Here is a 25,549-nt window from a genome sequence, read left to right on the forward strand (position 1 = left end):
TAAAAGTGAAGAGTTACCCTTCTCACATTAACCACTATTCTCTGACTCAATTTATATGTAAAATTCATACTTTATACTTTGCTACCGGCTTTCCAGACCGTCTTTCGTTGGTAAGGATTAAAAGCCTAGACCAGCTATTTGTTTTTTTCGCCGTACTTGTTTCAGACAACTGTACCGAGTCCAACCACCCCTATCCCCTCCTTGTATAAGGCGGGGAGTTTGCCGTTACTGATGCTAAAGTATAAGCTTCGTAGTTTCTGTCCCCACACGGAAAGGTCGCGACCTGTCCCTACAAAGTATAAACCCACCCCTAAGAGCTACGCTCACTAGCTCAAAACTACCGTTTCGGCTAGTTCACAGGAGAGGAACAAAACTTTCTGACCTTCTATCTTAAAAACTTTCTAACTACCAACCTCCTCTCTTTCCCTTCCGCGTCCGGCGTAATCTCTACTAGCAGGTAGCTTTCGGGCAACAGGTTCGGGATCAGGGAGGACCATTCGATCAGGCAAAGGTTGCCGGACTCGAAATATTCCGGTGCTCCTATGTCCAGCGCTTCGCGCTCGTCGTCAATCCTATAAAAATCGAAATGGTAAATTAGTTTCCCGCTCCTACCCTCATATTCATTTACCAGGGCAAAGGTAGGGCTGCTCACGTTCTCTTCCACCCCCAACTGCCGGCAAAGTTCTTTGATTAGTGTGGTCTTGCCGGCTCCCATCGGTCCTTCAAAAAGTATGATAGGCTCCGATTCAGCTTCCTGTAAAAGCACAGAAGCCGCCGCTGGCAAATCCTCCAACGACGACATCTTTAGCTGAGCCCGTTCAACTCCGGTAATATTATGCATTCTTCGGTGTAAGCGTTACATATGGTATGATGCACTCCTCCAGCGAAACACCCCCATGCTGGAAGGTATCTTTGTAGTAGTTCACATAGTAGTTATAGTTGTTCGGATAGGCGAAAAAATAATCTTCTATCGCGAATACAAACGTAGTAGAAACATTGGCCTTTGGCAAGAAAAATCGTTCCGGCTTGCGCACCGTGAACACGTCTTTATCGGTATAACCCAGGTTTTTACCGTGCTTGTAGCGCAGGTTAGTATTAGTATTCCGGTCGCCGATGATTTTAAAGGGCCTTTTTACCCGGATGGTGCCGTGGTCGGTGGTGATGATGAGCCTGCCTTTCTTCTCGGCAATCATCTTCAGGGTATCGAACAGCGGCGAGTGCAGGAACCAGGATTTGGTGATGGAGCGGTAGGCCGACTCGTCCGGGGCCAGCTCGCGCACCATGTTGCTGTCGGTGCGGGCGTGCGAGAGCATGTCCACGAAGTTATACACAATTACGTTGAGCTTGTTGTTGGCCAGATTGCTGAACTTGCTGAGTAGATCTCGGCCAGCCTGCACGTTCGTAATCTTGTGGTAGCTGTGCTTTTCAGAGATGCGGTTCTGCTGCAGCTGGATATCCAGGAACTCGGCCTCGTGCAGGTTCTTGCCCTCCTCCTCATCATCGCTCACCCACATGTTGGGGTACTTTTTCTGGATTTCGGTGGGCAGCATACCTGAGAAGATCGCATTTCGGGCATAGGCCGTGGTGGTCGGAAGTATAGAGTAAAACATCTCCTCTGATTCCACAGAAAAATAGTCCGAAATAAGCGGCTCGAGCACCTTCCACTGGTCATAGCGCAGGTTATCGATAAGCACGAAGTATACCGGGCGGTCGCTTTCCTTCATCATCGGGAATACACGCTCCTTGAACAATTGGTGCGACATGAGCGGCGCCTCGTCGCTATCGCCGTTTATCCAGTCCTCGTAGTTCTCCATGATAAACCGCGCGAAGTTGGAGTTGGCCTCGTCTTTCTGCATGTTTATCACATCGGCCATACTTTTGTTCTCCGTCTCGTCAATCTCCAGCTCCCAGTACACCAGCTTTTTATAGATATCGGCCCACTCGGCGGGGCTCAGGCGCTCGCCGAAGGCCATGCCCAGCTGCCGGAAGTCGCGCTGGTAGCTCATGTTTGTCTTTTCACTCACGAGTCGCTTGTTTTCCAGTGCCTTTTTTACCGAGAGCAGGATCTGGTTTGGGTTCAGCGGCTTGATAAGGTAATCCGTGATTTTGGAGCCAATAGCCTCTTCCATGATATGCTCCTCCTCGCTCTTGGTGATCATGATAACCGGCACAGAGGGGCGCATGGTTTTGAGTTCGTTGAGTGTTTCCAGGCCGCTGATGCCGGGCATGTTTTCATCCAGGAACACAATGTCGAAAGTGCGATCGCGGAACTCCTCAATAGCGTCGGTGCCGCTGTTAACCGGCGTAATGTCGTAGCCACGCTCCTCCAGGAAAAGGATGTGGGGCTTGAGCAGGTCGATCTCATCATCGGCCCATAATATATTGTATCTTTGCATAGTTTATTCTGATAAATTGCTAAACTGTTGTACGGTTAAATGGTTGTACGTTTTAGATGTTAAAGCATGCATACGCCGCAACTACCATGCCGTCAGTTTAGCGGGTGCATAACTTGTCGCCACGTACGAGGCAAGTTTACAGTCTGTGGCGGTTATAACCGTGCGGCATGTTAATAGTATAACCATCCAACAACCAAACCACTGGTTTTGTGAATAAGAAAAAGATCTTCAACGACCCTGTATACGGTTTTATCACGGCCCCGACGGAGCTGATATTCGATATCATCGAGCACCCATACTTTCAGCGCCTGCGCCGCATCAAGCAGCTGGGTCTCACAGAGATGGTGTATCCTGGGGCGCTGCATACCCGCTTTCACCATGCCCTGGGTGCCATGCACCTGATGGACACGGCCTTGCAGACGCTGCGCAGTAAAAATAACGAAATAAACGAAACCGAATACGAAGCTTCGCTCATCGCTATCTTGCTGCACGACGTGGGGCATGGCCCTTTCTCGCATGCCTTGGAAACGGCCATTTTCCAGAACGTGCCCCACGAGCACCTGTCGCTGCACATCATGCACCTGCTAAACGAGCATTTCGGCGGAAGATTGAGTATGGCCATTGATATATTTACCGATAACTATCCCCGGCGCTTTTTCCACCAGCTCGTTTCCAGCCAATTGGATGTAGACCGCCTCGATTACCTCAACCGCGACAGCTTCTATACGGGAGTATACGAAGGCAAGATTGGGGCCGATCGAATTATTAAGATGCTGGACGTGGCCAATGACAAGCTGGTGGTGGAGGAAAAGGCCATTTATAGTATAGAGAATTTCCTGGTGAGCCGCCGCCTGATGTACTGGCAGGTATACCTGCACAAAACCGTGATTAGCGCCGAAAACATGGTGCTGCGCGTGGTGCAGCGGGCACGTGAGCTGCTGCAGCGCGGCGTAGAGGTACCGGCCAGCCCCTGCCTCCGCTTCTTCCTCTCCTCTAACCTCACCCTGGACGATTTCAGGCAGGACAAAAGTATACTCGAGCGCTTTGTCTCCCTCGACGACCACGACATCTGGAGCGGCATAAAGGAATGGGCCATGCACCCCGACTTTGTGCTGTCATATTTGGCCAAAAGCATCCTGAGCCGCAGGTTGTTTAAAGTCCTTATCTCCTCTAGGCCTATTGAAGATGAAATGCAGCTGGGCCTGAAAGAACTGGTGCAGGAAAAGTATAACCTGGCCGAGGAGGACATCCCCTACCTGATGATTTCAGGCAAAATTGGCAACAACGCTTACGATGCCGAGGGTCAGACAATCGACATGCTCACTAAATCAGGTTATGTGGTGGATGTGGCCGAGGCCTCGGATCTGCCCAATATCCGCGCGCTTAGTTATAAAGTGGAGAAGCACTTCGTTTGTTATCCGAAGGAAGTAGCGCATTAGCAGATTCATTAAAAGACTCTAAAGAGTTGGCAGGAAGCATGAAGCTTCCTGCCTTTTTTCTGGCGCAAGTGTCTTCAGCCTTGTGTTTTGCTATGAGGTCAGGTTTCCATAAAATGCTTCGGGACAGGGCAACCTAACCGGCTTGAAAAGCCATACTTTATACTTGTTGCTATACTTTCAGAGTCTCTTGCCTTGATGTCATCTCGACCATCGGGAGAGATCTGGAAAGAACCTCAGATAGCTCACTCTCCCTGCTCGAGATGACAGGGAGAGTGGCAAGTATGAACTGTCCCCTTGAGGACAAGTGAGAACGGGAGTTCGAAGCTTGCGAGCAAAGCTCAATAGGGGTGTAATCACCTGCCAGGTTTATACTTGTAGGACAGCTACCATGAAAATTATACTTTGGAACCAGTAATGACAGACTCCCCTCCTTGGCTAAGGAGGGGGCAGCGGTGGTTGGACCAGGTGATGCTAAAACCCGTCTCCCATTCTTACAAAAGGTTAAAATTCCCACTACACAAACATCCGGGCAAACCCATTCAAGCTAAAGCCTTTGAACAGCTGAGAAACAAAACCCGGATACAGACTATATTTTGTTGCATTCAAAAATTCTCAGAGCAGACACCTCCCAAATAAAAATTCATCATAAAACCCGCAACAATTAACAGTCTTAACCACCAACCCACCGCACGCTATTTCCATTCAAAGTATAAACTCCTATATAATGTGCCGGGCAGGATTTTTTTATTAAGTTTGCACCCCCAATGCGTTAGCGTTTTTGAGTTTTTGCTCTAATTTTACAAAATGGAATTTACCGTTCAACAGATTGCTGACTTGCTGCAGGGCAAGATAGAGGGAGACACCACTGTAAAGGTCAGCACGTTAGCTAAGATCGAGGAAGCCCAGAGCGGTGCCCTCGCTTTTCTTTCTAATTTGAAGTACGAGCCATTCTTATATACAACTAGTGCCAGCGCCGTGATTGTATCGGATAAGCTGGAACTCAAAAAAGAGACCACGGCTACCCTTATCCGGGTAGAAGATCCCTACTCCAGTTTCTCCACGCTGCTGCAGTATTATCAGACGGCATTGCTAGCCTCCAAAACCGGCGTAGAAGAGCCCTGTTTTATGGGCCAGGGAAGCCAGATCGGTGAAAACCATTACCGCGGCGCCTTTTCCTACATCGGCGCTAATTGCCGCATCGGAAACAATGTACGCATCTTCCCGCAGGCCTACATTGGCGACAACGTAACCATTGGCGATAACACCACTATCTTTGCGGGTGTAAAACTGTATGCCAACACGGTGGTGGGCAGCAATTGCACTATCCACTCCGGCGCCGTGCTAGGTAGCGACGGCTTTGGCTGGGCACCGCAGCCCGACGGCACCTACAAGGCTGTTCCGCAAATCGGAAACGTAGTATTGGAAGATGATATTTCCATCGGAGCTAACACCACTATCGACTGCGCCACTATGGGCTCCACCATCATCCGCAGGGGCTCCAAAATCGATAACTTGGTACAGATTGCCCATAACGTAGAAGTGGGCTCAGACACGGTTATCGCCTCGCAATCGGGCATATCCGGTTCCACTAAGATTGGGGATAACTGCGTTATTGCCGGTCAGGTGGGCATCGTGGGCCATATTACTATCGCCAACAAAACCACTATCGGGGCACAATCCGGCGTGTCTAAATCCGTTAAGGAAGAAGGACTTATCATTCAGGGCTCTCCGGCTTTCGACTACAAGCAGAACCTCCGCGCCATGACCGTGTTCCGCAAGCTGCCCGAGTTGCAGCGGGACCTGGAAATGCTGAAAGAGAAAGTATAAAAGCGTAGGCTCGACACGGCTGTAGATCTCAGAAAGTATAACTCTTTGGTTCTACAAGTATAGCTTCGTGTCGAAGTATAATTTACGCTCCTTTGGCGAACTAAGTAGGAGGCAGGTTACTCAGGCATGCATTTGCTATGCCGCTGGTATAGGTTTAGCCTTATCCTGTACTTTCTTTTCGTCTTGCGGCAGTTAGTTTATCCACAAAAGTTGGCAATACCCTATTTTATATCTTAAGTTTGCAGGGCCAAAGCCTTGGCTAAGGGTAGCCTGCGCATCACCCAACACGAGCACTTACACGACTATAGATACGTGAATGAACGATAAACAGCACACCATCAAAGCTCCGGTAACTGTATCGGGCATTGGGTTGCACACCGGCGTGGTTTCGAACATGACCTTCAAGCCCGCGCCTATCAACCATGGACACAAATTCCAGCGCATCGACCTGCCTGGCAAGCCCATCATTAATGTAGATGTGGATAATGTGGTAGACCTGTCAAGAGGCACTACCATTGAACAGAACGGCGCGCGCGTGAACACCGTGGAGCATACCCTGGCTGCCCTGGTTGGCCTTCAGATAGACAACGTACTCATAGAGCTCGATGGCCCGGAGCCTCCCATCATGGATGGTTCTTCTATAGAGTTTGTGAAGGTGCTGCACGAGGCGGGTTTGCAGGAGCAGAACGCGCTGCGCAACTTCTTCGAGATCACTCAGGGGCTCAGCTACAAAGATGAGGCCCGTGGTGTAGAGATCGCCGCCCTGCCTTTAGACGACTACCGCGTTACCGTGATGGTGGATTACAACTCACCGGTACTTGGTAGCCAGCATGCTTCTATCACTAACCTGGAGCAGTTCGAAAAGGAAATAGCCCCTTCCCGCACCTTTGTGTTCCTGCATGAGCTGGAGATGCTCTACAAGCAGAACCTGATAAAGGGCGGCGACCTGGACAACGCCATCGTGATTGTGGACCGAGTGGTGCAGGACGAGGAACTGACGCACCTGTCGGAGCTGCTGCAGAAGCAGAAAGTAGAGGTGAAGGAGGAAGGCATCCTGAACAACACTGAGCTGCGCTTTAGAAACGAGCCGGCCCGCCACAAGCTGCTCGACCTGCTGGGCGACCTGGCCCTGATTGGACGTCCGATAAAAGGACAGATACTGGCTGCCCGGCCCGGTCATGCGGCCAATATTGCCTTTGCCAAGAAGGTAAAGAAGATGATCCACGAGGCGACTATCAAAAACGTGCCTACCTACGATCCGAAGAAAAAGCCGGTGATGGACATCAACCAGATAGCTGCCACGCTACCGCACCGCTATCCTTTTCTACTGATCGATAAAATTATCCATTTAGACGATACCACGGTTATGGGCGTTAAGAACATAACCATGAACGAACCGTTCTTCCAGGGCCACTTCCCGGGCAACCCGGTTTTACCAGGGGTTATCCAGATCGAGGCCATGGCGCAAACTGGCGGGATTCTTGTTCTGAATACAGTCGAGAACCCTGAAGACTACTGGACTTATTTCCTGGGCATAGACAAGTGTCGCTTCAAGCGCAAGGTTCTTCCGGGCGATACGATAATTTTTAGATGTGAACTGCTGGCTCCTATCAAGCGCGGCATTGCCAAAATGAGTGGTCAGGCCTTTGTGGGCGGGCAACTGGTAATGGAAGCTGAAATGTCGGCAAGTATAGTAAAGAAAGACGCATGAACCAGCCATTAGCATACGTACACCCAGAAGCCAAGATTGCGCACAACGTTGTTATTGAGCCGTTTGTAACGATCCATAAGAACGTGGAGATCGGCGAGGGAACCTGGATTGGCTCCAACGCCGTGATTATGGAAGGTGCCCGCATCGGCAAGAACTGTAAGATTTTCCCGGGAGCCGTGGTTTCTTCTATTCCACAGGATCTGAAGTTTGCCGGCGAGGTAACTACCACCCACATCGGGGACAACACCGTTATCCGCGAGTACGTGACCGTAAGCCGCGGCACCATCGACAAGATGAAGACCGTTATCGGCAAAAACTGCCTGGTGATGGCCTACGCCCACGTAGCCCACGACTGTTTGATTGGGGATAACTGCATTATCGGCAATTCCGTGCAGATCGCCGGCCATGTGGAAATAAATGACTTTGCTATCATCAGTGCCGCTACTCTGGTGCACCAGTTCGCCAAAATTGGGGCCCACTCCTTTGTATCTGGCGGCTCGCTGGTGCTCAAGGACGTGCCGCCGTTTGTGAAGGCTGCCCGTGAGCCGCTCTCTTACGCTGGCATCAACTCCATCGGCATGCGCCGCAGGGGCTACGTAAGCGAGCAGATAAACGAGATTCAGCACGTATACCGCATCTTGTTCCTCAACGGCCTGAACAACAGCCAGGCGCTGGACAAGATCGAGGTGGAGCTTTCTCCAAGCAGGGAGCGCGACGAGATAATTAACTTTGTGCGCAACTCCGGCCGCGGTATCATAAAAGGCTATTTCGCAAAAGATGCTAGTTAACCTAACGGACTTAGGTAAACGCTATAACTACGAGTGGATTTTCCGGAACCTGACCTACACGTTTGAGTCGGGCACCTCTTATGCCATACTCGGGCATAACGGGTCCGGAAAATCCACACTTCTTACCATCATTGCCGGGCATAACCTGGAAAGCGAGGGCCAGCTGCAGTATACTTTCTCCGGTAAAACCGTTGCGCAGGACCAGGTATACCGCCACCTCTCCCTCACGGCTCCCTACCTGGAGTTGGTAGAGGAATTCACCTTGCTCGAGCTCATTGATTTTCACTCCCGCTTTAAGCCGCTGCGCCAGAACCTTAACAAGGAGCAGCTAGTCGACAGAATGGGCCTGCAGCGCTCGAAAAACAAATTCGTCAAGGATTTCTCCTCCGGCATGAAGCAGCGCCTTAAACTTGGCCTGGCTATCTACTCCGACAGCGCCATGCTCCTGCTCGATGAACCCACCACCAACCTGGACCAAGAGGGCGTTGCCTGGTACCAGGAGCACGTCTCCCAGAACAAGACAAACCGCCTCATTCTCGTCGGATCCAATATACAGCACGAATACAGTTTCTGCGATGTGCAGCTGCGCATTTCAGACTACCACCTCTTGCCGAAGGTTCGTTGATCGTTGTTGGTTGTTCGTTACCCGCAGCATAATTCATACTTGGACGGCTTGCTTAGGCTATACTTCTCCCTTTATCTAACGCAAGTTCTGACTTGTGGATAAAATGAGGACAGTTTTGAACTGGCGAAAGTATAAGCCTAGAAAGTGTCTTTATCAACTAGCTGCTACAACCCCGCTGCACTCAAACAAGCACTTTTAATTAAAAACCTTCCGAATTCGCTAAAGACGAAATTCGGGAAGGCAATCAAAGTTTACGAACAGAGAATTCCGATAAAGCGAACAGTCAGGTTTGTACTTTAAGCAGAGTAGCAAGTATAACTTTATACTTTCCCTCCATACTTCCGTAAGTACATTCCGGCCTTGGTGCGCTTCCCCCGCTCGAGGGATGTCAGCGATTAACAAGCAAGCTACAGGCAAAAAATTACCATTTTACACGGAAGCTGCCTAAATTTGCAGGCACACAAAATCTATACTATGGGACGCGCATTTGAATTCAGAAAAGCCCGTAAGTTTAAACGCTGGGACAAGATGTCGAAGGCCTTTACGCGCATCGGCAAAGAGATAGTGATGGCCGTGAAAGAAAGCGGTCCTAACCCGGATACAAACTCCCGCCTGAGAGCGGCAATCCAGAACGCCAAGGGTGTGAACATGCCGAAAGACCGCGTGGAAGCAGCCATCAAGCGTGCCTCTTCCAAAGAGGAAAAAGACTATGAAGAAGTAATATACGAGGGTTACGCACCGCATGGCATTGCCGTAGTGATAGAGTGCGCCACAGATAACCTCAACCGTACAGTTGCCAACGTGCGCATGCACTTCTCCAAAGGCGGCGGATCTCTGGGTAAAACTGGTTCTCTCGACTTCATGTTCGACCGCAAGGGTATCTTCAAGGTATCGGCTGAGGGGGCGGACCTGGAGGAGCTGGAACTCGAACTCATCGATTTCGGTGCTGAGGACATTTACGAGCACGAAGGCGAGATCATCATCGAAACACCTTTTACAGAATTCGGCAACATGCAGAAGGGGCTGGAGGAAAAAGGACTGAACGTGATCAGCGCCGAGGTGCAGCGCATCCCGACCACCCGCACCGAGCTAACCGAGGAGCAGGAGGAAGAAGTGCTCAGCCTAATAGAGCGCTTCGAGGAAGACGACGACGTGCAGGCCGTGTACCACAACATGGCCTAAGTATAAAAACTAACACCAAAGTGGCTGCCCGGGTACACTCGGGCAGCCACTTTATTTTTAATATATACGTATCCACACGTATCCTAAAAGTAAAATATATATGCTGCTGTACTTTCTATTTGTCATCGGCTTTGTCCTCCTTATTAAAGGTGCCGACGTTCTGGTGGATGGAGCTTCCTCCATTGCCAAGCGCTACGGCTTATCCGACATGGTAGTAGGCCTGACGATCGTTTCCTTCGGCACTTCCCTTCCGGAGCTCATCGTCAACATCTTTGCCAGTGCCGACGGGCAACCCGAATTAGCGATCGGCAACGTGTTTGGCAGCAACGTGGCAAACCTCTTACTCATACTTGGAGTTACCGCCATCATATGCCCCCTGCCCATCAAGCGGGCCACTGTGCTCACAGAGATTCCCTTCTCCTTGATCGCCACCCTGCTGGTGGGCTTCCTGGCTAATGCTACCCTGTTCAACAACCGGTACGACCTATACATCAGCCGCCTAGATGGCGCTATACTATTGGGGTTCTTCGCAATGTTCATGATTTATATCTACCACGTAGCCAGAACAAACAAAGACGAGGTGGTAGTGGAGGACGACGCAGCACTGATGCCAATCGGGAAATCTATATTTTTTATCCTGCTGGGGGCAGGAGGCCTGTTTTTGGGTGGCACCTGGGTGGTGGACGGTGCTGTACACATTGCGCAATCATTCGGGCTGAGCGAATCTTTCATCGGCCTGACGGTCGTGGCCATTGGTACCTCGCTTCCTGAACTTGTAACCTCTGCGATGGCTGCATACCGCCGTAATATTGATATTGCCGTTGGCAACGTGGTGGGTTCTAACATCTTCAACCTGCTTTGGATCCTGGGCATCAGTGCCCTTATTACGCCGCTACCCTTCAATGTAATGAACAATTCGGACATCGTGATGATGATCCTGGCGAGTGCTATGCTTATCATTGCGCTGCCTATCGGAAGGCGCAACGCCATTGATCGGCTTAATGGTATAGTATTCCTGCTGGTATACTTTGCCTACATCACTTACCTCGTAATGAGAGGCTAAATCCAAACACATAAGTATAAACGAGCAAGCCCCTTTTCATGAGATGAGGGGCTTGCTCGTTTATACTCCCCAAATACCCTTCAGCCTACCCGCCTCTGCGAGCTATTCTCAATTCAGGTGTCCTCCCTGGACCGTCTTTCCTCAAGGTTTACTCAACTCCATTGCTCCCGGCATTTTATACTTTACAGCCCCCGCACTTTTATACTTCATTCAGCGCTCAGCCCCTCCCCTTCTGTTTCTGTAGGCAGTAAAATGCTACATCACACCACCAACACACAATCAACTGATTACAAATACCATAGCACATAAACCTGCAGAAGTGAAGTAGTCGTGACGTAGTGGTAGCGTAGCAAAACTGTAGCTACTTCTTTTGGATCCGGTTTGATTGCCCCTGTAATTAATTCATCTTTGACACATAAAAGTACCCGATGTTACACTACAGATTTTTGGGGTGCATTTATGGACATCAGTAATTGATTAATCACGAAGAGACAAAACAACCTATCATTTTTATTTCACCTAATAACATTTTGTATGAGAAGAAAACTATACACAGCACTGGGCTGTATCACCCTGGCTGCCAGTTTTACCTCCGCAGTAGCGGCAGGCGGCACCCTTGGGTTACAGCCTTTGCCCCTCGAAGCTACCCGGGCAAACACCCTCACCGGAAAAGTGTCGGATGAGAATGGCATGGGCCTTCCGGGTGTAACGGTAGTGCTGAAAGGGACTACGAGAGGCACAACCACGGACGCAAACGGCAATTTCTCCCTATCCGTGCCGGACGCAAACGGAACGCTTGTGTTCTCTTTCATCGGCTACCTCCCTCAGGAAGTACAGATAAACAACCAGTCCACCTTCCAGATATCGCTGGCGCCTGACACCAAGGCTTTGGAAGAGGTGGTAGTAGTAGGGTACGGCACCCAGAAAAAGAGTGTAGTAACAGGCGCTATCAGCAGCGTGAAGTCCACAGATTTGGAGAACCAGCAGATTACGAGGGTGGAGCAGGCGCTGCAGGGCCGCACAACTGGTGTAACCGTGGCCAGTAACTCCGGCGCTCCGGGTGCGGCAGCCACCGTGCGCGTGCGTGGCATCACGACCCTCAACAGCAACGACCCACTGTATGTAGTAGATGGCGTGGTGGTAAACGGCGGTATCGACTACCTTAACCAGGCCGACATCGAATCGATTGAAGTGCTGAAGGATGCGGCCTCTGCCGCCATTTACGGTGCTCGCGCCGCTACGGGGGTTATACTTGTAACAACCAAGCGTGGCAAGTCCGGGGCTATCAACGTGAACTATAACGGCTACCTGGGCACACAGGCCCCGGCCAGAAAGCTGGACCTGCTCAATGCGACAGAGTATGCCACGCTACGTAATGAGGCCTCGGTGAATGGTGGAGGTGGCATTGTGTACCAGGACCCCAGATCACTTGGTGAAGGCACCGACTGGCAGGAGTATGTATTCAACGATGATGCACGCATTCAGAACCATGAGTTTAGCATTAGCGGCGGCGGAGATAAATCGACTTTCTTCATGTCTTACGGCTACCTGGACCAGGAAGGCATCGTTACCAGCGAGATATCCAACTACAAACGCCATAACGTTCGCCTCAACTCTAACCACAAAATAGCCAGCTGGCTAACAGTGGGGCAAAACCTGGGCTACTCCCACATCAAGAGCCAGGGCAGCCTGAACCCTAATACCGAGTTTGGTGGTCCGCTCAGCTCAGCCATCAACCTTGATCCGACTACGCCTGTGCTGATTACAGACCCGGCTATCATTAATGACCCGAGCAGCGTGTATAACAGGCAGCCAACAGTATGGAGCCCACAAGGCTATCCTTATGGCATCTCCACCACGGTGCAGCAGGAGATGACAAACCCGCTGGCCTACATTCAGACCCAGCTGGGTAACCACGGCTGGTCTGATAACATCGTGGGGAACGTGTTCGCGGAGCTGGAGCCCATAAAAGGACTGAAGTTCCGCTCTACAGTAGGCACCAAACTGGCTTACTGGGGTGGCGAGAGCTTCCGCCCTATTTATTACCTGAACGCTTCCACGCAGAGCACGCAAACGGCCTTTAACCGCGACAGGCACAAGACTTTTGACTATAATATAGAGAACATCCTCTCCTATACCCGCTCGATAGAAAAGCATAACTTTACCCTATTGGCAGGACAGGGCGCCTACCGCGACAGCCATACCAGCGGTATTTCCATCTCCTTTACCAATATTCCGGCCAAGACGTTTGATGAGGCTTCCTTTAACCTGAAGGTGCCGACTGCTAACCGCTCTTCCGACGCCTACGAAGGCATAGACCATACCGTAAGCTCACTGTTCGGGCGCGTGGTGTATGACTATGATGAGAAGTACCTGTTCACCGGTATTATCCGCCGCGACGGTTCCTCCCGCTTTGGTACCAACAACAAGTATGGCTACTTCCCATCTGCCTCCATCGGCTGGGTGGCCTCCAACGAGAACTTCTGGCCAAGCAATGATGTAGTGAACTTCCTCAAAATTAGAGGTTCTTACGGCGTAGTGGGTAACGATGCGCTGGGTGACTTCCGCTACATCTCTACCGTAGGGCCAGGCCGTAACTATACGTTCGGCAACGATATTTACCTGATTGGCTACAGCCCGGATGCCCCTGCCAACCCGGACCTGCGCTGGGAGGAAACTACTCAGACCAACATCGGCTTCGAAACCAACCTGTTCCAGAACTGGACCCTGACCTTCGACTGGTACAACAAGAAAACATCCGGCATTCTGCAGCAGATAGACCTGCCTGGTTACGTAGGCGCCACCGGCAGACCGTGGGGCAACGTGGCTGACATGGAAAACCGTGGCGTGGAGCTGGAGCTGGGTTACGGCCAGCAAATTGGCGAGTTCAACTTCAGGGTTAGCGGTAACGTTTCCTACCTGCAGAACGAAATCACCTACCTGGGTGACGGCAAGGAGTTCCTGGAAGGTGGTGAGAACATTCAGAACCTGTCTTACCCGCTCACCCGCATGGCAGTTGGCCAGTCTTATGGCGCTTTCTACGGCTTCCGCACCAACGGCATCTTCCAGAACGAGGAAGAAGTACAGAGCTACAAAAACTCCGAAGGCAGCGTGATACAACCGGATGCAAAACCGGGTGATTTCCGCTGGGTAGACCAGAACGGCGACGGGCAGATAAACGGTGATGACCGCACCTTTATCGGAAAGCCACTTCCAGACTGGACGTTCGGCATCAACTTCACGGCCAACTATAAGAACTTCGACCTGCTGATTTTCGGACAGGGAGCGGCCGGCAACCAGATCTTCCAGGGCCTGCGTCGCCTCGACATCCCGAATGCGAACTGGCAACAGTCAGCCCTGGGCCGCTGGACAGGCGAGGGCAGCACGAACGAATACCCAAGGCTGACCACTGCAGACGACAACCGTAACTTCACCAACCCTTCCGACTTCATGCTGGAGGATGGCGACTACTTCCGCATCAAGACCCTGCAGCTGGGTTATACTTTGCCAAACTCGCTTACTTCCAAGATTTCCATGCAGAAGGCGCGCGTGTACGTGAGCAGCAACAATTTAATCACCTTCACCAACTACACTGGCTATGACCCCGAGATCGGCGGCAGCATTTTCGGCATCGACAGAGCTTTCTATCCGCAGGCGCGCTCTTTCATGGTAGGTGTTAACATCGGGTTTTAATTTTTTAGAAGAGACAACATGAAACGTACCTATATACATTACCTGGCTGTAGCTGCACTGGCTTTACCCCTGCTCAGCTCCTGCGAAAAAGAATTTCTGGAGGTAGACCCGCGGGGCACCGTGCTGGAATCGAATTACTATGCCAACCCTGAGCAAGCCTTTGCCGGCGTGGTGGCAGCCTACGACCCGATGGGTTGGGAGGCCGGAGGCACTTACCATAACATCGGGGCCATCAATGCCGCTTCCGACGACGCCTATGCCGGTGGCGGTGGCTCCTCGGACATGAACACCTGGCAAGTATGGAACAACTATACATTAGACCCAGCCATCGGTCCGCAGGGCGAGTACTGGAACAGGAACTTCACCGGTGTTTCCCGCTCCAACACCCTGCTGGAGAAAGTGCAGGGTGGCATCCCCGGCCTGGACAACGTCACCACTGCGCGTTATGCGGCGGAGGCCAAGTTCCTGAGAGCCTACTACTACTTTGAGCTGGTGCGCCTGTTCCGCAATGTGCCGCTCTTTACGGCCTCGCTTTCTACCGATCAGATATACAATGTAGAGCAGGTGGGTCCGGACCAGGTATACACCCAGATAGAAAAAGACCTGACGGAAGCCATTCCGGATCTGCCCATGACTGTGTCTGCAGCCGCTGAAGGCGGTCGCGCTACGCAGGGTACGGCCAAGGCACTGCTGGGCAAAGTATACCTTTACCAGCAAAAGTGGCGGGAAGCGGCTACCCAACTGGCAGACGTAAACGGCACGCCGGGCGGCACAAGCCAGTACGGCTACAAGCTACTGGATAACTTCGGCGACATCTTCCGTCCAAACAACAAGTATCATAGCGAGTCCATTCTGGAGATTGGGCATACCACCCAGGCCAATGCCGACTGGGGTAGCTGGCCGAATTTTGAGGGCAACGTGGCTGTCACTATGTTTGGCCCGAGGGGTTACGCCGGCCCAACCTACGTGGCAGGCTGGGGCTTTAACCCGCTTACACTGGACCTGGTAAATGCCCTGAAAGGCGACCCACGCTACAAGTATACCGTTGCCAACATCGACAGCCTGGAGCAGGCCGGCGTGGCCACTTACGAAAAGGGCTATCAGAACACGGGTTACTTTGTAGAGAAGTATGCGCCAAAAGTAGAGTGGAAAACCACCGGTGGCGGCGAACCGCTGCTCAACTGGCCTAACAACTACATCGAGATTCGCCTGGCGGATACTTACCTGATGGAGGCCGAGGCGCTGGTGCAGGGAGGTGGAGACGCTGGCCGTGCCGCAGAGTTGCTTAACGCTGTGCGGGCCCGTGTAGGTCTGGCTGCTGTACCTGCCACGCTGGAGAACATCTATAAAGAGCGCCGCCTGGAGCTGGCCACCGAAGGCCACCGCTGGCACGACCTGATACGCACCGGCAGGGCAGCTACTGTACTTGCTCCCTATGGCTTTGTGCCCGGCAAGCATGAGGTACTGCCCATCCCGCAGGCAGAGCTCAACAACACCAAGCTGGTGCAGAACCCTGAGTACAGGTAGGTCTTAGGCAATTTATTTTAATAGCAAGAAATTATGAGACATAGCATTATCATAAACAATTTTTACACCCTGCTAATGGCGGTGCTGCTGACAGGTGCTTTTTCGGCCTGTACACCCGAGTCATCAGACAAGGAACTGGCTCCTGCCCCATCCGCCGAGATGGTGAAGTTCACGGCAACGCCGGCCTCAAACAACGCGAACATCATCAACTTCCGGAATGAGACACCAGGAGCTTTCAAGGCCATCTGGGACTTTGGGAACGGAGGCGCCGCTGAAGGCGACCAGGTGCAGGGTGCTTTCGCGGTGGAAGGTGATTATACCGTTACCCTGACCGTTTTCACCAGCGGAGGCTATGCCAAAAGCTCGCAGGTAATTCACATTGCCGAGACCAATGTGTCGATGCTGGACCGGGAGGATTATAACTTCCTGACGGGCGGTGCGGACGCTGCAAATGGCAAGACCTGGGTGATGGAGAAAGACTTCCGCGGCCACCTGGGGGTGGGCGAAAACGTGGCAACGAACCCATCTCCTAACTGGTGGGCTGCCGGCGCCAACGAAAAAGCCGGGGTTGGCATGTATGATGACGAGATGACCTTTAAACTGGAAGGCTTCTCCTATACATACAAGAACAACGGCGATACTTACGCCAACAAGGATTATGCAACTGAGATTGGGGGAGCCTCCGGAGCCTCTGAAGACGTAACCGTATCCTACACGCCACCGACCAACCTGAGCTGGAGCATCACCGAAGAAAATGGTGTTAAGTACCTGACCATCTCGAACAGTGGCTTTTTATCCTACTATGTGGGCGTTTCCAAGTATAGAATCCTTGCCCTGTCGGAGAATGAGATGTACCTGATGAGCGACCAGAAGGGAGTGCCCGGCAATGCGTGGTTCTACCGCTTCGTACCGAAAGGGTATACTCGGCCAGTAGAGGAAAAGCCTTACAAGATCACCGACATCTACGACGACTTCGACACGAACGGGAATGTAGTATGGAAAACCGAGAACCTGCTGCTCAACGAGAGCTACGACAACCCGGCTCCGTTCCCGATAAACGAGTCTGCTAAGGTAGCCATGTATGTGAAGCAGGCAGGCCAGCAATATGAGTTCGCCAACATGTTCACCGACTTCGAGCATAAGCTGGATCTGCGCGAGCGCCATGTGTTCAAGATAAAGGTGTTCATCCCGGGCTACAATGACTTTGAGACGGCCGATGGAGAAACATGGGCTAACCCGCGCCTGCTCAAGCAGGTTTCCATCAAGCTGCAGGATGGCACATCCTCGCAACCCTGGGCAAACCAGGTGGAGATAAAGCAGCAAGTGGACAAGCTGAATGAATGGGTAGAGCTGACCTTTGACTTCGGCGCCGCCGAAACCATCAACAGAAAAGACCTGGATAGAATTGTGATACAGGCAGGCGGTGAGGGCAACTTTATCCCTGGCATCTTCTTCCTGGACGATTTCAGGCTGGAGTAAGCCTTTAAAAGAAGTATGGTCTGGCCGACATCCGGGCCATACTTTCATCTCAAAGTATAAAGTTGAATTGCAGGGAGACTATCGCTATGTCATGCCTGCTAGAAAGCCATCATACTATATGTTATTGCTAGGACTAAAACAGATGCTGCTAGCCCTGATTGCCTGCGGCACGGTGTTCTCTTATGCGGCCTGTAGCCAGAAAGACGAACCCAAACCCTATATAGCCACTCCTACGGCCCCGGTCGACAAAAACTGGAAATTCGAGACCACCCCTGTTTGGGCGGATGAGTTCGATTACACTGGCGCACCAGACCCCAAGAAATGGGGCTACGATACAGGCGGCCATGGCTGGGGCAACAACGAGTTGCAGTATTACACTGATAAGGCGTCCAATGCCAGCGTGGCCAACGGCATACTTACCATCACTGCCCGCAAAGAGAACGAGGGCGGCATGGAGTATACTTCGGCCAGGCTTGTCACTAAAAACAAAGGAGACTTTTTGTATGGCAGAATCGAGGTGCGGGCAAAACTGCCGACCGGAAAAGGCACCTGGCCGGCTATCTGGATGCTCCCGACCGACTGGGCCTACGGAGGCTGGCCAAAATCCGGTGAGATAGACATTATGGAGCACGTGGGCTATGACCAGAACAACGTGCACATCACAGTGCATACCGAGGACTATAACCACGGCAAAGGCACCCAGAAAGGCAAAAGCAAAATAGTGCCTACCGCCAGCACCGCCTTCCACAATTACCGCGTGGACTGGACCCCCTACTCTATCAGGGGCTTCATTGACGACGAAAAAGTGTTTGAGTTTATCAACGAGGGCAAAGGCTTTGCCTCCTGGCCATTCGATAAGCGCTTTCACCTGCTGCTCAACATCGCGGTTGGTGGCAACTGGGGAGGCGCTCAAGGCGTCGACCCTACCGTTTACCCGCAAAGTATGGAAGTGGATTATGTTCGCGTCTACAAACTGATTGAAGGATAAGGCACAGCGCTTACTATACAGCAGGCCATTGAGTATTTACCTCTGAGCCCGCTTATACTTTCTTAAAAGGTGAATTTTTAGACAAAGCGAAAGGCCCGGTAACTTAGCCGGGCCTTTTTTATAGGTTAATACTTAAGTATAAACTCGGTGAGGTTTACCTCCTGCTCCAGGTTCAGCTTCTTCCGCAGCCGGTAGCGGCTGGTTTCCACGCCTCTTAGCGACAGGTTCAGCAGCGAGGCGATTTCCTTGCTTGTCAGGTTCATGCGCAGGTACGCACAGAGCTTAATGTCCCGGTGGGTGAGGTCAGGGAAGTCGTGGCGCAGCCGCTTGAGAAAGCCCTGGTGCAGCTGGTTGAAGTGCAGCTCAAACTGGTCCCAGTTGTTCTCTACCTTAATGTCTTCTTCCACGGAACGTAGCACTTTGCGCAGCTGGTGCAGCGCCTGCCTGTCCTCTACCTGCTCCATCACCGTCTGCAGCTGCCCCCGCACCTTGTCTATCGTCTCCAGGCTTTGCATCACGTGCATGGCCGAAGAAGCCAGCTCCTTGCTCTTGTGCTCCAGCTCGCTCTCCAGTTTTTCGTTATTCAGCCGGATAACCTCTTTCTCAGCTTTGAGCACCTCTTCTATGTAGGCGGCCTCTTTCAGGCGGAGGGCTTTCTCCTGCTCCTCCCGCAACTGCCCCTGCTGCAGGCGCACCCGGCGGTCTATCAACCGCTTCAATAACCAGATGGCCAGCAGGCCTAACAAAAAGTACACAGCTTTGGCCCAATAGGTGCTGTACCAGGCCGGTAGAATGGTAAAAGTAAAGGCAGTTTCCCCGCTCTCATGGCCATACACATCGCGGGCTTTTACTTTAAAAGTATAAGTCCCCTCCGGCAGGTTGGTATACTCTTTTTGCTTGGATGTCCCCCAACCGGACCAGTTTCGGTCGAAGCCCTCCAGCATGAACTGGTACTGCACGTGGTCATTGTCCAGGAAGGTAACGCCACTGTAGGTAAACTTTACCGAATTGAAAGTATAAGGGAGCTCCGGCCTTAGCCCGGCTGGTTGGCTGATGGACAACTGCCCCTGGTGCAGGAAATCCCCACCTGAGATGAGCGAATCGGTGGCCCCGTCCGTGGCGCTTACCTGCCTTATCAAGGTATGGAAAGTATGGTCTGTACTTTCAGTTTGCCGGAAAGTGGGATGGTAGTGCACAAAACCTTCGTCGGTACCGATTAGCATATTGGCCCGGTCGTAGTGCGCGATATGCTCAAAGCCTCCTACCAGCTTGTCATATAGCTTGTTAAAGATGTTCTTCTCTACCTCAAAGCTGCCGTTTGCCTTTTTCTTCAGCACCCCTACCTCTTTCCCGGCTGAGAACCATATATGCCCGTCTGAATCCTCTACCAGCTTCCGGATGTGCACATCAGGCGCAAACAGCTTGCTGAACACCGGGTGATCCTCAAACTTGTCTGTGCGCTTGTTGTAGGTAAATACGCCCCGTTCCCCAGTAAACACCAACTCACCGTTAATCTTAAACACGTTGATGAAGATGTTGGAAGGGAAGCCGCTTGCCTGCCCGTAAAAATCCACCCTGGCCGCCCTGCTCAGGTCGTCGGAGAGCTTTAACCTGTAGATTCCTTTGTAGCCGTGGGCAATCCAGATGTTTCCGGCTTCATCCTCCTCCATCACCCGGGAAGACTCACTGAAACCCTCAATGGTGCGTACGAATTTCAGGTTATCCCCCTCGAATTTATAGAGCAGCAAGCCATTGTAGGTACCGCACAGCAGGTAATCGGGGTGGGCTTTTAAGGGAAGGAACAGCCAGGCGCCGCGGTGATCGGACAACCGTTCGGCAACACCATTTTTTACCTGGTAAGGCCCTTCGTGGTGAGCGAGCAGCAGCCTGTTGCGTATTTTCTGGAGGTTGTATACTTGCCCCTGCGTATGCTCTACCAGCCGGAAAGGGGCCGGCTGAATTGGGTTTTCGCTGTTAGACCACTGCTTAAAGTATAACCCGTCGCTGGTGCCCAAGTATACTTTGCCGCTGTCGAGCAGCGACGTGTAGGCGGTACCCGGCAGCCCGCTATAGGCATTGAAATGGGTGAAGGCCGAGTTCGTTTCCACATAGCTGATGCCGTTGTTGAGCCCCAGCCACAGGTTTCCCGCGTCGTCCTCGTAAATGCTGCGGACGGCGTTGTTCTGCAGCCCCTTCTCGATGTTGAGGTGCTGCCGCGGCGTGCCATCTTTATCGGTGAGCAGCAGGCCGTTGTGCGCCGTACCAAACGCCAACCCGTTGGAAAAGGACATCACAGTGTTTATCCGGGCCTCCTCCAGAAAAGGGCTCACAGGTAATTTCCATGCTGTGAAGTGGTTATAGCCATCGTAGGCGAAGAGCTTGCCTTGGTTGGTTACCAGCAGCATGCCAGCCTTGTGGTGCGGCAGAATGCCCGTGATGGTGTAGCCCTTGAGCACATCGCTGTTGGGAATGAGGGTCATTTTACCGGCGCTTATCTCGTAGAGCCCCTTTTCCGGCACCGGCACATACAGCGTGTTGCGGACATAGAAGGGAAAACCCCAAGGCAGCTCCGGCAGCCGGTATACATCAAACTTGTTGTTGCGGAGCAGGTAGATGGCCTGGACGGTGCAAAAGTACACGCCATCGCTCGTAACGTAGGTTTTCCAGACATCGTCAAACGAGCGGTCTGCTTCCGGAATCTGGTCCTTTAGCGACACAAACTCCATAAGCCCTTGGCGGTTGGGGCTTAGGTAGCCGAAATCGTTCTGCCCACCTACATAAATGGTGCCGTCCTTGCCAATAGCCAGGGAGCGGGCGATGGTGCGGTTAGGAAGTATAATGACGCGCCAGTTGTTGCCATCGTACTCCAGCACCCCGTAGTTGTTGCCGAAGTACATTACCCCGCGGTGGTCCTGCACCGCTGCCCAGTTCTGGGCCGAGGCATTGTACTCCTTCTGCCCGTAGTTCCGGATAAAAGGAATTCCCTCGTCCTTTACCTGGGCTTTTAGATTAGCATGACCAATAAGTATACTGAGCAATAATAAAAGGAGCCTTTTCACGGATTTTCCACCAGCTTATACTATAGAAGATAAGCAATATACAAAAAAGGGCTTTCTCTGCAAGTATGGCCGTGCGCTTTTGGCCAAGCACAGTAGGGCTCCGCTCCTGCTTTTACTTTCAGTGAGCTTGAAGTATGATGGAAGTATGGATTTAGTAGTTCCAGGGGTAGAGATCGGGTTCTTTGGCGCCACGGCTCTTCATGCGCAGCGGGTGCACGGCCTCTGTCTCCTCAAAGTATAAAAAGGCATCGTAGCGCTCCGGGATGATGGTGGGCACGTAATTTCCGAACACTTCAAATTTGGGGTCATACACCACCCCAATGGCCCTGTGTCCCATGTGTTCCTGCACCTCGGGCACATGCTTCAGGTCTTTGGAAAGGATGATTTTGTCTTCGGTGCTGATGTTATGCAGCAGCTCCTCCCAGCTTCCGCTGGCGGCAGGCGGCACATCCATTTTCTGCATGGGCGCTCCCCACGCTTTGCTGGCTACCACACTGCCCTGGTAGGTACCAAAACCCACCAGGCGCACGTTGGCGCGGCCATACTTTTCACGGGCCAGCTGGCCGATGTTGAACATGCCGTTATCTACCATATCCGTGTAGCGGGCGTCGCCGATGTGGGTATTGTGCTCCCACACAATAGCTTTAGAGTTGGGTCCGTGAAATTCAAGCAGACGGTCCAGGGTTTCCATCATGTGGCTGTCGCGCACGTTCCAGGAGGTGGCGCTGCCCCCTATCATGGCCCGGTAGTACTTCTCGGCGTTGGCGGCCACCAGCGCATTTTGCTTTGTGTTGAAGTCCTGCTCCGGATCCTGGCCGAAGCTGCGCTGCTGCTGTATTTTCTGCAGCATCTCGATGACCTCCCGCTCACAGTCGGTGGGCACGAAGGCTGTGGCACGGGCATAGGATTGCGGGTCGCGGTTAAAGGGCTCAAAGCAGCTGATGGCCTGCCGGGCCGCCTCTGCCGCCTGCCCGTCATTGTTCTCCAGGTAGCGCACGATCTGCTCCAGGCTCTCCCACAGGCTGTACACGTCCAGCCCATAAAAGCCGGCCTTATCGCCCTGCTTGCGCTGGTTGTTGTACTCGCGCAGCCACTCCACCAGCGCCGCCACCTCCCAGTTGGCCCACATCCAGGTGGGCCAGCGGCGGTATACTTCCAGCACATCAGCGATCTTGCTCCCGGCATGGGGGTAGCCCTTCACGAAGCGGTTCACCGCATAGCACTCCGGCCAGTCGCCCTCCACGGCTATAAAGTTAAAGCCCTTGTCCTGGATTAGCCGCCGCGAGATGGCCGTGCGCCAGGTATAATACTCCGAGGTGCCATGCGAGGCCTCCCCCAGCATCACCACCCGGGCATCGCCGATCTCCTGCAGTAACACATCCAGGTCTTTCTCTTTTGTAAGCGCTGTATAGTGAAAAGGTCTTTGTCCCATAGCCGTGGCGCGAAGTGTAAAGTATAAAGTACGCTACATCAAATATTGGTGTATTGTACTACCCTCTGCCTCTTAATGTTCCATAAAATGGAGCACCCGCCCTGCCCTTGTGGCAAAGCGGGTGCTGCTATGGGCCCGGCGCGGCCGGATGTGGCTAGTCCTGCTGGGAAAATACCCTGCGCAGTAGCTCTGTGGTGCGGGCCACCGGGTTTTCGCGGATCTTCAGCTCCTCCTCCGCCACCAGGGTAAACAGGCCGTCGATGGCTTTCTGGGTGGCGTAGTCGTCCAGGTCGGGGTTTACCTTTTGCACCAGCGGAATCTTGTTGTACTGCGTTACCAGGTCGGCATAGTACTTCGTGGCGTTCGTTTTCTCCAGCGATTTAACCATGATTGGGTTAAAGGCGTCGTAGAGCTGCTGCGAGGTGGTGCGCTTGAGGTAGTTGGTGGCCGCATCCTTCTCCCCTTTCAGGATGGCCCAGGCATCCTGTATGGTCATCTGCTTGATGGCGCTCACAAAGATAGGCACCGCGCTTTTGGCCGCGTCCTCGGCCCCACGGTTCAGGGTAAGGATAAACTTGTCCACCTGGCCACCGAGCCCTACCTGGCGCAGGGTGTTCTCCACGCGCCTCACATCCTCCGGGAAGGGAATCCGGATAAGCGAGTTGCCATAAAAGCCATCGGTCTGGGAAGCCTTGCCCGCGCCGTTGGAGATACCCACCTCCAGGGCCTGCTTCAGTCCGGCCGCCACCTCGGTTTGGGTAACAGGCACGCCGGTGCCGGCCAGTACCCCGTCCATGGTGCGCTGCAGGTCAGTAACGGTGCAGGCCGAGGCGCCCAGTGCCACGGCCAGGGCAGAAGTATAAATCAGCTTCTTCATGTATGGTTTTGTAATGATTTCTTCTCTGTGAAAACTATAACGTATGGCCCCGTAAAGTTAGGCGCGGCAATGTATGCAATCTGCCGCAACATCTTTACCTTTATCCGGTTTAAAAAGCCTACACATAAATCAGACCACAAATATACATGAAAGCAGTTACTGCTGAGATAATCACGATTGGCGATGAGATCCTCTACGGCCAGATCGTGGACACCAACTCTGCCTGGATGGGCGCAGAGCTGGCTAAAATCGGGGTGAGGGTGAAGCAGATAACCTCCATCTCGGATGATGCAAATCATATCACCCAGGCCCTGGATGAGGCCAGAACCCGCGCCGACATTATCCTGATGACCGGCGGCCTGGGCCCCACCAAGGACGACCTGACCAAGCAGGTGCTGACCGGCTACTTCCATACCTCGCTCAAGCTGCACGAGCCCTCGCTGGCCCACCTCGCCGAGCTCTTCCGGGGCCGCGGCAAGGAGCTGACCGACCTTAACCGCGAGCAGGCCTACCTGCCCGAAGGCTGCACCCCGGTAACCAACGCCCTGGGCACGGCGCCGGGCATGTGGTTTGAGCAGGACGGGAAGGTGTTCGTGTCGATGCCGGGCGTCCCCTTCGAGATGAAGCGCATGATGACCGACATGGTGCTGCCGCAGCTGAAAGCTTACTTCAAGACCCCGCACATCCTCCACAAGGTCGTGCAGACCATCGGCCTGCCCGAGTCGCTGCTCTCAGAGCGCCTGGAAACCTGGGAAACGAGCCTGCCCGGGCACCTGAAACTGGCCTACCTGCCCCATCTGAATGGTGTGCGTCTCCGCCTGACCGGGCAAGGCACGGACGAGGCCATACTGGAAAAGGAAATGCAGGAGCAGGTGGAAAAACTTCCCGCAATTCTCGGCAAGCATATTTTCGCTTACGGCGAGGTGACGCTGGAGGAAGCCATTGGCCTGCTGCTGACCGAGCGCGGTCTGACGGTGGCCACCGCCGAGAGCTGCACCGGGGGCCTGCTGGCGCACAAGCTGACAAGTATAGCCGGCAGTTCGGCCTACTTTATCGGCAGCGTGATCGCCTACCACAACGAGGTGAAAATACAGGAGCTGCACGTGGCGCCTGAAACCCTGCAACAGCATGGCGCCGTAAGCGAGGCTACTGTGCGCGCTATGGCCGAGAACGTGCGCCTGAAGTTCGACACTGACATTGGCCTGGCCACCAGCGGCATTGCCGGCCCCGATGGCGGCACACCCGACAAACCGGTGGGCACCATCTGGATAGCCTATGCCGACAAGTATAAAACGGTGGCTAAACTGCTCAACTACAACAAAGGCCGGCTGCTCAATATCGAGTATACTGCCATGGCTGTGCTGAACCTGCTGCGGCAAAGTTTGGAGCCAACGGTTGAGGAATAGCCTAAAATATTTAACTTTGTCTGGATTTTAAGTCGATAGGGCCTTGGAGGGGTTAGT

At 52.9% G+C, this 25,549-nt stretch carries 17 protein-coding genes; 12 read left to right on the top strand and 5 right to left on the bottom strand.

Annotation, left to right across the window (positions count from 1 at the left end; genetic code table 11):
• Positions 1 to 385 precede the first annotated feature (385 nt).
• Together tsaE and porX are read right to left on the bottom strand one after the other, a co-directional pair.
• Entirely contained in the window at positions 386 to 841 is a 456-nt protein-coding gene (tsaE, locus tag BM040_RS06325) for a tRNA (adenosine(37)-N6)-threonylcarbamoyltransferase complex ATPase subunit type 1 TsaE (RefSeq protein ID WP_245756120.1), read from the bottom strand.
• Positions 834 to 2,396, bottom strand: a complete 1,563-nt coding sequence (gene porX, locus BM040_RS06330) for a T9SS response regulator signal transducer PorX (RefSeq protein ID WP_092099670.1) — start codon at positions 2,394 to 2,396, stop codon at positions 834 to 836. Before porX ends, tsaE begins: the two co-directional genes overlap by 8 nt.
• 209 nt (positions 2,397 to 2,605) lie before the next feature.
• Between porX and BM040_RS06335 the strand changes: the two genes are divergently transcribed.
• The 11 genes from BM040_RS06335 (at position 2,606) to BM040_RS06390 (ending at position 18,718) form a co-directional block, all read left to right on the top strand.
• Positions 2,606 to 3,835: an HD domain-containing protein gene (locus tag BM040_RS06335; RefSeq protein ID WP_092099671.1), complete on the top strand. Its 1,230-nt coding sequence runs from the start codon at positions 2,606 to 2,608 to the stop codon at positions 3,833 to 3,835.
• An 804-nt stretch (positions 3,836 to 4,639) separates the two neighbouring features.
• Entirely contained in the window at positions 4,640 to 5,662 is a 1,023-nt protein-coding gene (gene lpxD, locus BM040_RS06345; protein WP_092099673.1) for a UDP-3-O-(3-hydroxymyristoyl)glucosamine N-acyltransferase, read from the top strand.
• Between the two features lie 316 nt (positions 5,663 to 5,978).
• The gene (locus tag BM040_RS06350) at positions 5,979 to 7,373 is read left to right on the top strand and encodes a bifunctional UDP-3-O-[3-hydroxymyristoyl] N-acetylglucosamine deacetylase/3-hydroxyacyl-ACP dehydratase (protein ID WP_092099674.1); all 1,395 of its coding nucleotides are present in this window, start codon (positions 5,979 to 5,981) and stop codon (positions 7,371 to 7,373) included.
• Positions 7,370 to 8,161, top strand: a complete 792-nt coding sequence (gene lpxA / locus BM040_RS06355; protein WP_092099675.1) for an acyl-ACP--UDP-N-acetylglucosamine O-acyltransferase — start codon at positions 7,370 to 7,372, stop codon at positions 8,159 to 8,161. Before BM040_RS06350 ends, lpxA begins: the two co-directional genes overlap by 4 nt.
• On the top strand, positions 8,151 to 8,786 hold the full coding sequence (locus tag BM040_RS06360) for an ABC transporter ATP-binding protein (protein ID WP_092099676.1): 636 nt from the start codon (positions 8,151 to 8,153) through the stop codon (positions 8,784 to 8,786). The genes lpxA and BM040_RS06360 overlap by 11 nt, the downstream gene beginning before the upstream one ends.
• 474 nt (positions 8,787 to 9,260) lie before the next feature.
• Positions 9,261 to 9,968: a YebC/PmpR family DNA-binding transcriptional regulator gene (locus BM040_RS06365; protein ID WP_092099677.1), complete on the top strand. Its 708-nt coding sequence runs from the start codon at positions 9,261 to 9,263 to the stop codon at positions 9,966 to 9,968.
• A 100-nt stretch (positions 9,969 to 10,068) separates the two neighbouring features.
• The gene (locus BM040_RS06370; RefSeq protein ID WP_092099678.1) at positions 10,069 to 11,031 is read left to right on the top strand and encodes a calcium/sodium antiporter; all 963 of its coding nucleotides are present in this window, start codon (positions 10,069 to 10,071) and stop codon (positions 11,029 to 11,031) included.
• A gap of 534 nt (positions 11,032 to 11,565) precedes the next feature.
• Complete coding sequence (locus tag BM040_RS06375) at positions 11,566 to 14,724, top strand: SusC/RagA family TonB-linked outer membrane protein (protein WP_092099679.1); 3,159 nt, start codon at positions 11,566 to 11,568, stop codon at positions 14,722 to 14,724.
• A gap of 18 nt (positions 14,725 to 14,742) precedes the next feature.
• The gene (locus BM040_RS06380; protein WP_092099680.1) at positions 14,743 to 16,251 is read left to right on the top strand and encodes a RagB/SusD family nutrient uptake outer membrane protein; all 1,509 of its coding nucleotides are present in this window, start codon (positions 14,743 to 14,745) and stop codon (positions 16,249 to 16,251) included.
• Between the two features lie 33 nt (positions 16,252 to 16,284).
• Complete coding sequence (locus BM040_RS06385) at positions 16,285 to 17,730, top strand: PKD domain-containing protein (RefSeq protein ID WP_092099681.1); 1,446 nt, start codon at positions 16,285 to 16,287, stop codon at positions 17,728 to 17,730.
• 142 nt (positions 17,731 to 17,872) lie between these two features.
• Entirely contained in the window at positions 17,873 to 18,718 is an 846-nt protein-coding gene (locus tag BM040_RS06390; protein WP_092099682.1) for a glycoside hydrolase family 16 protein, read from the top strand.
• A gap of 125 nt (positions 18,719 to 18,843) precedes the next feature.
• On the opposite strand, the gene BM040_RS06395 is transcribed toward BM040_RS06390, so the two are convergent.
• The 3 genes from BM040_RS06395 to BM040_RS06405 form a co-directional block, all read right to left on the bottom strand.
• Positions 18,844 to 21,777, bottom strand: a complete 2,934-nt coding sequence (locus tag BM040_RS06395; RefSeq protein WP_139217777.1) for a ligand-binding sensor domain-containing protein — start codon at positions 21,775 to 21,777, stop codon at positions 18,844 to 18,846.
• Positions 21,778 to 21,928: 151 nt separating this feature from the next.
• Complete coding sequence (locus BM040_RS06400) at positions 21,929 to 23,209, bottom strand: erythromycin esterase family protein (RefSeq protein ID WP_092099684.1); 1,281 nt, start codon at positions 23,207 to 23,209, stop codon at positions 21,929 to 21,931.
• Between the two features lie 154 nt (positions 23,210 to 23,363).
• The gene (locus BM040_RS06405) at positions 23,364 to 24,086 is read right to left on the bottom strand and encodes a DUF4197 domain-containing protein (RefSeq protein WP_092099685.1); all 723 of its coding nucleotides are present in this window, start codon (positions 24,084 to 24,086) and stop codon (positions 23,364 to 23,366) included.
• A 146-nt stretch (positions 24,087 to 24,232) separates the two neighbouring features.
• On the opposite strand from BM040_RS06405, the gene BM040_RS06410 reads away from it, so the two are divergent.
• Positions 24,233 to 25,492, top strand: a complete 1,260-nt coding sequence (locus BM040_RS06410) for a competence/damage-inducible protein A (protein ID WP_092099686.1) — start codon at positions 24,233 to 24,235, stop codon at positions 25,490 to 25,492.
• Positions 25,493 to 25,549 lie beyond the last annotated feature (57 nt).

Origin of the sequence: Pontibacter chinhatensis (assembly GCF_900113285.1) — a bacterium.
Lineage (GTDB): Bacteria > Bacteroidota > Bacteroidia > Cytophagales > Hymenobacteraceae > Pontibacter > Pontibacter chinhatensis.

Coding starts and splice junctions, on each gene's coding strand:
- BM040_RS06405 (WP_092099685.1), bottom strand. CDS start 24,086: ATGAAGAAGCTGATTTATACTTCTGCCCTGGCCGTGGCACTGGGCGCC.
- porX (WP_092099670.1), bottom strand. CDS start 2,396: ATGCAAAGATACAATATATTATGGGCCGATGATGAGATCGACCTGCTC.
- BM040_RS06400 (WP_092099684.1), bottom strand. CDS start 23,209: ATGGGACAAAGACCTTTTCACTATACAGCGCTTACAAAAGAGAAAGAC.
- BM040_RS06360 (WP_092099676.1), top strand. CDS start 8,151: ATGCTAGTTAACCTAACGGACTTAGGTAAACGCTATAACTACGAGTGG.
- lpxD (WP_092099673.1), top strand. CDS start 4,640: ATGGAATTTACCGTTCAACAGATTGCTGACTTGCTGCAGGGCAAGATA.
- BM040_RS06380 (WP_092099680.1), top strand. CDS start 14,743: ATGAAACGTACCTATATACATTACCTGGCTGTAGCTGCACTGGCTTTA.
- BM040_RS06410 (WP_092099686.1), top strand. CDS start 24,233: ATGAAAGCAGTTACTGCTGAGATAATCACGATTGGCGATGAGATCCTC.
- lpxA (WP_092099675.1), top strand. CDS start 7,370: ATGAACCAGCCATTAGCATACGTACACCCAGAAGCCAAGATTGCGCAC.
- BM040_RS06350 (WP_092099674.1), top strand. CDS start 5,979: ATGAACGATAAACAGCACACCATCAAAGCTCCGGTAACTGTATCGGGC.
- tsaE (WP_245756120.1), bottom strand. CDS start 841: ATGCATAATATTACCGGAGTTGAACGGGCTCAGCTAAAGATGTCGTCG.
- BM040_RS06385 (WP_092099681.1), top strand. CDS start 16,285: ATGAGACATAGCATTATCATAAACAATTTTTACACCCTGCTAATGGCG.
- BM040_RS06365 (WP_092099677.1), top strand. CDS start 9,261: ATGGGACGCGCATTTGAATTCAGAAAAGCCCGTAAGTTTAAACGCTGG.
- BM040_RS06375 (WP_092099679.1), top strand. CDS start 11,566: ATGAGAAGAAAACTATACACAGCACTGGGCTGTATCACCCTGGCTGCC.
- BM040_RS06390 (WP_092099682.1), top strand. CDS start 17,873: ATGCTGCTAGCCCTGATTGCCTGCGGCACGGTGTTCTCTTATGCGGCC.
- BM040_RS06370 (WP_092099678.1), top strand. CDS start 10,069: ATGCTGCTGTACTTTCTATTTGTCATCGGCTTTGTCCTCCTTATTAAA.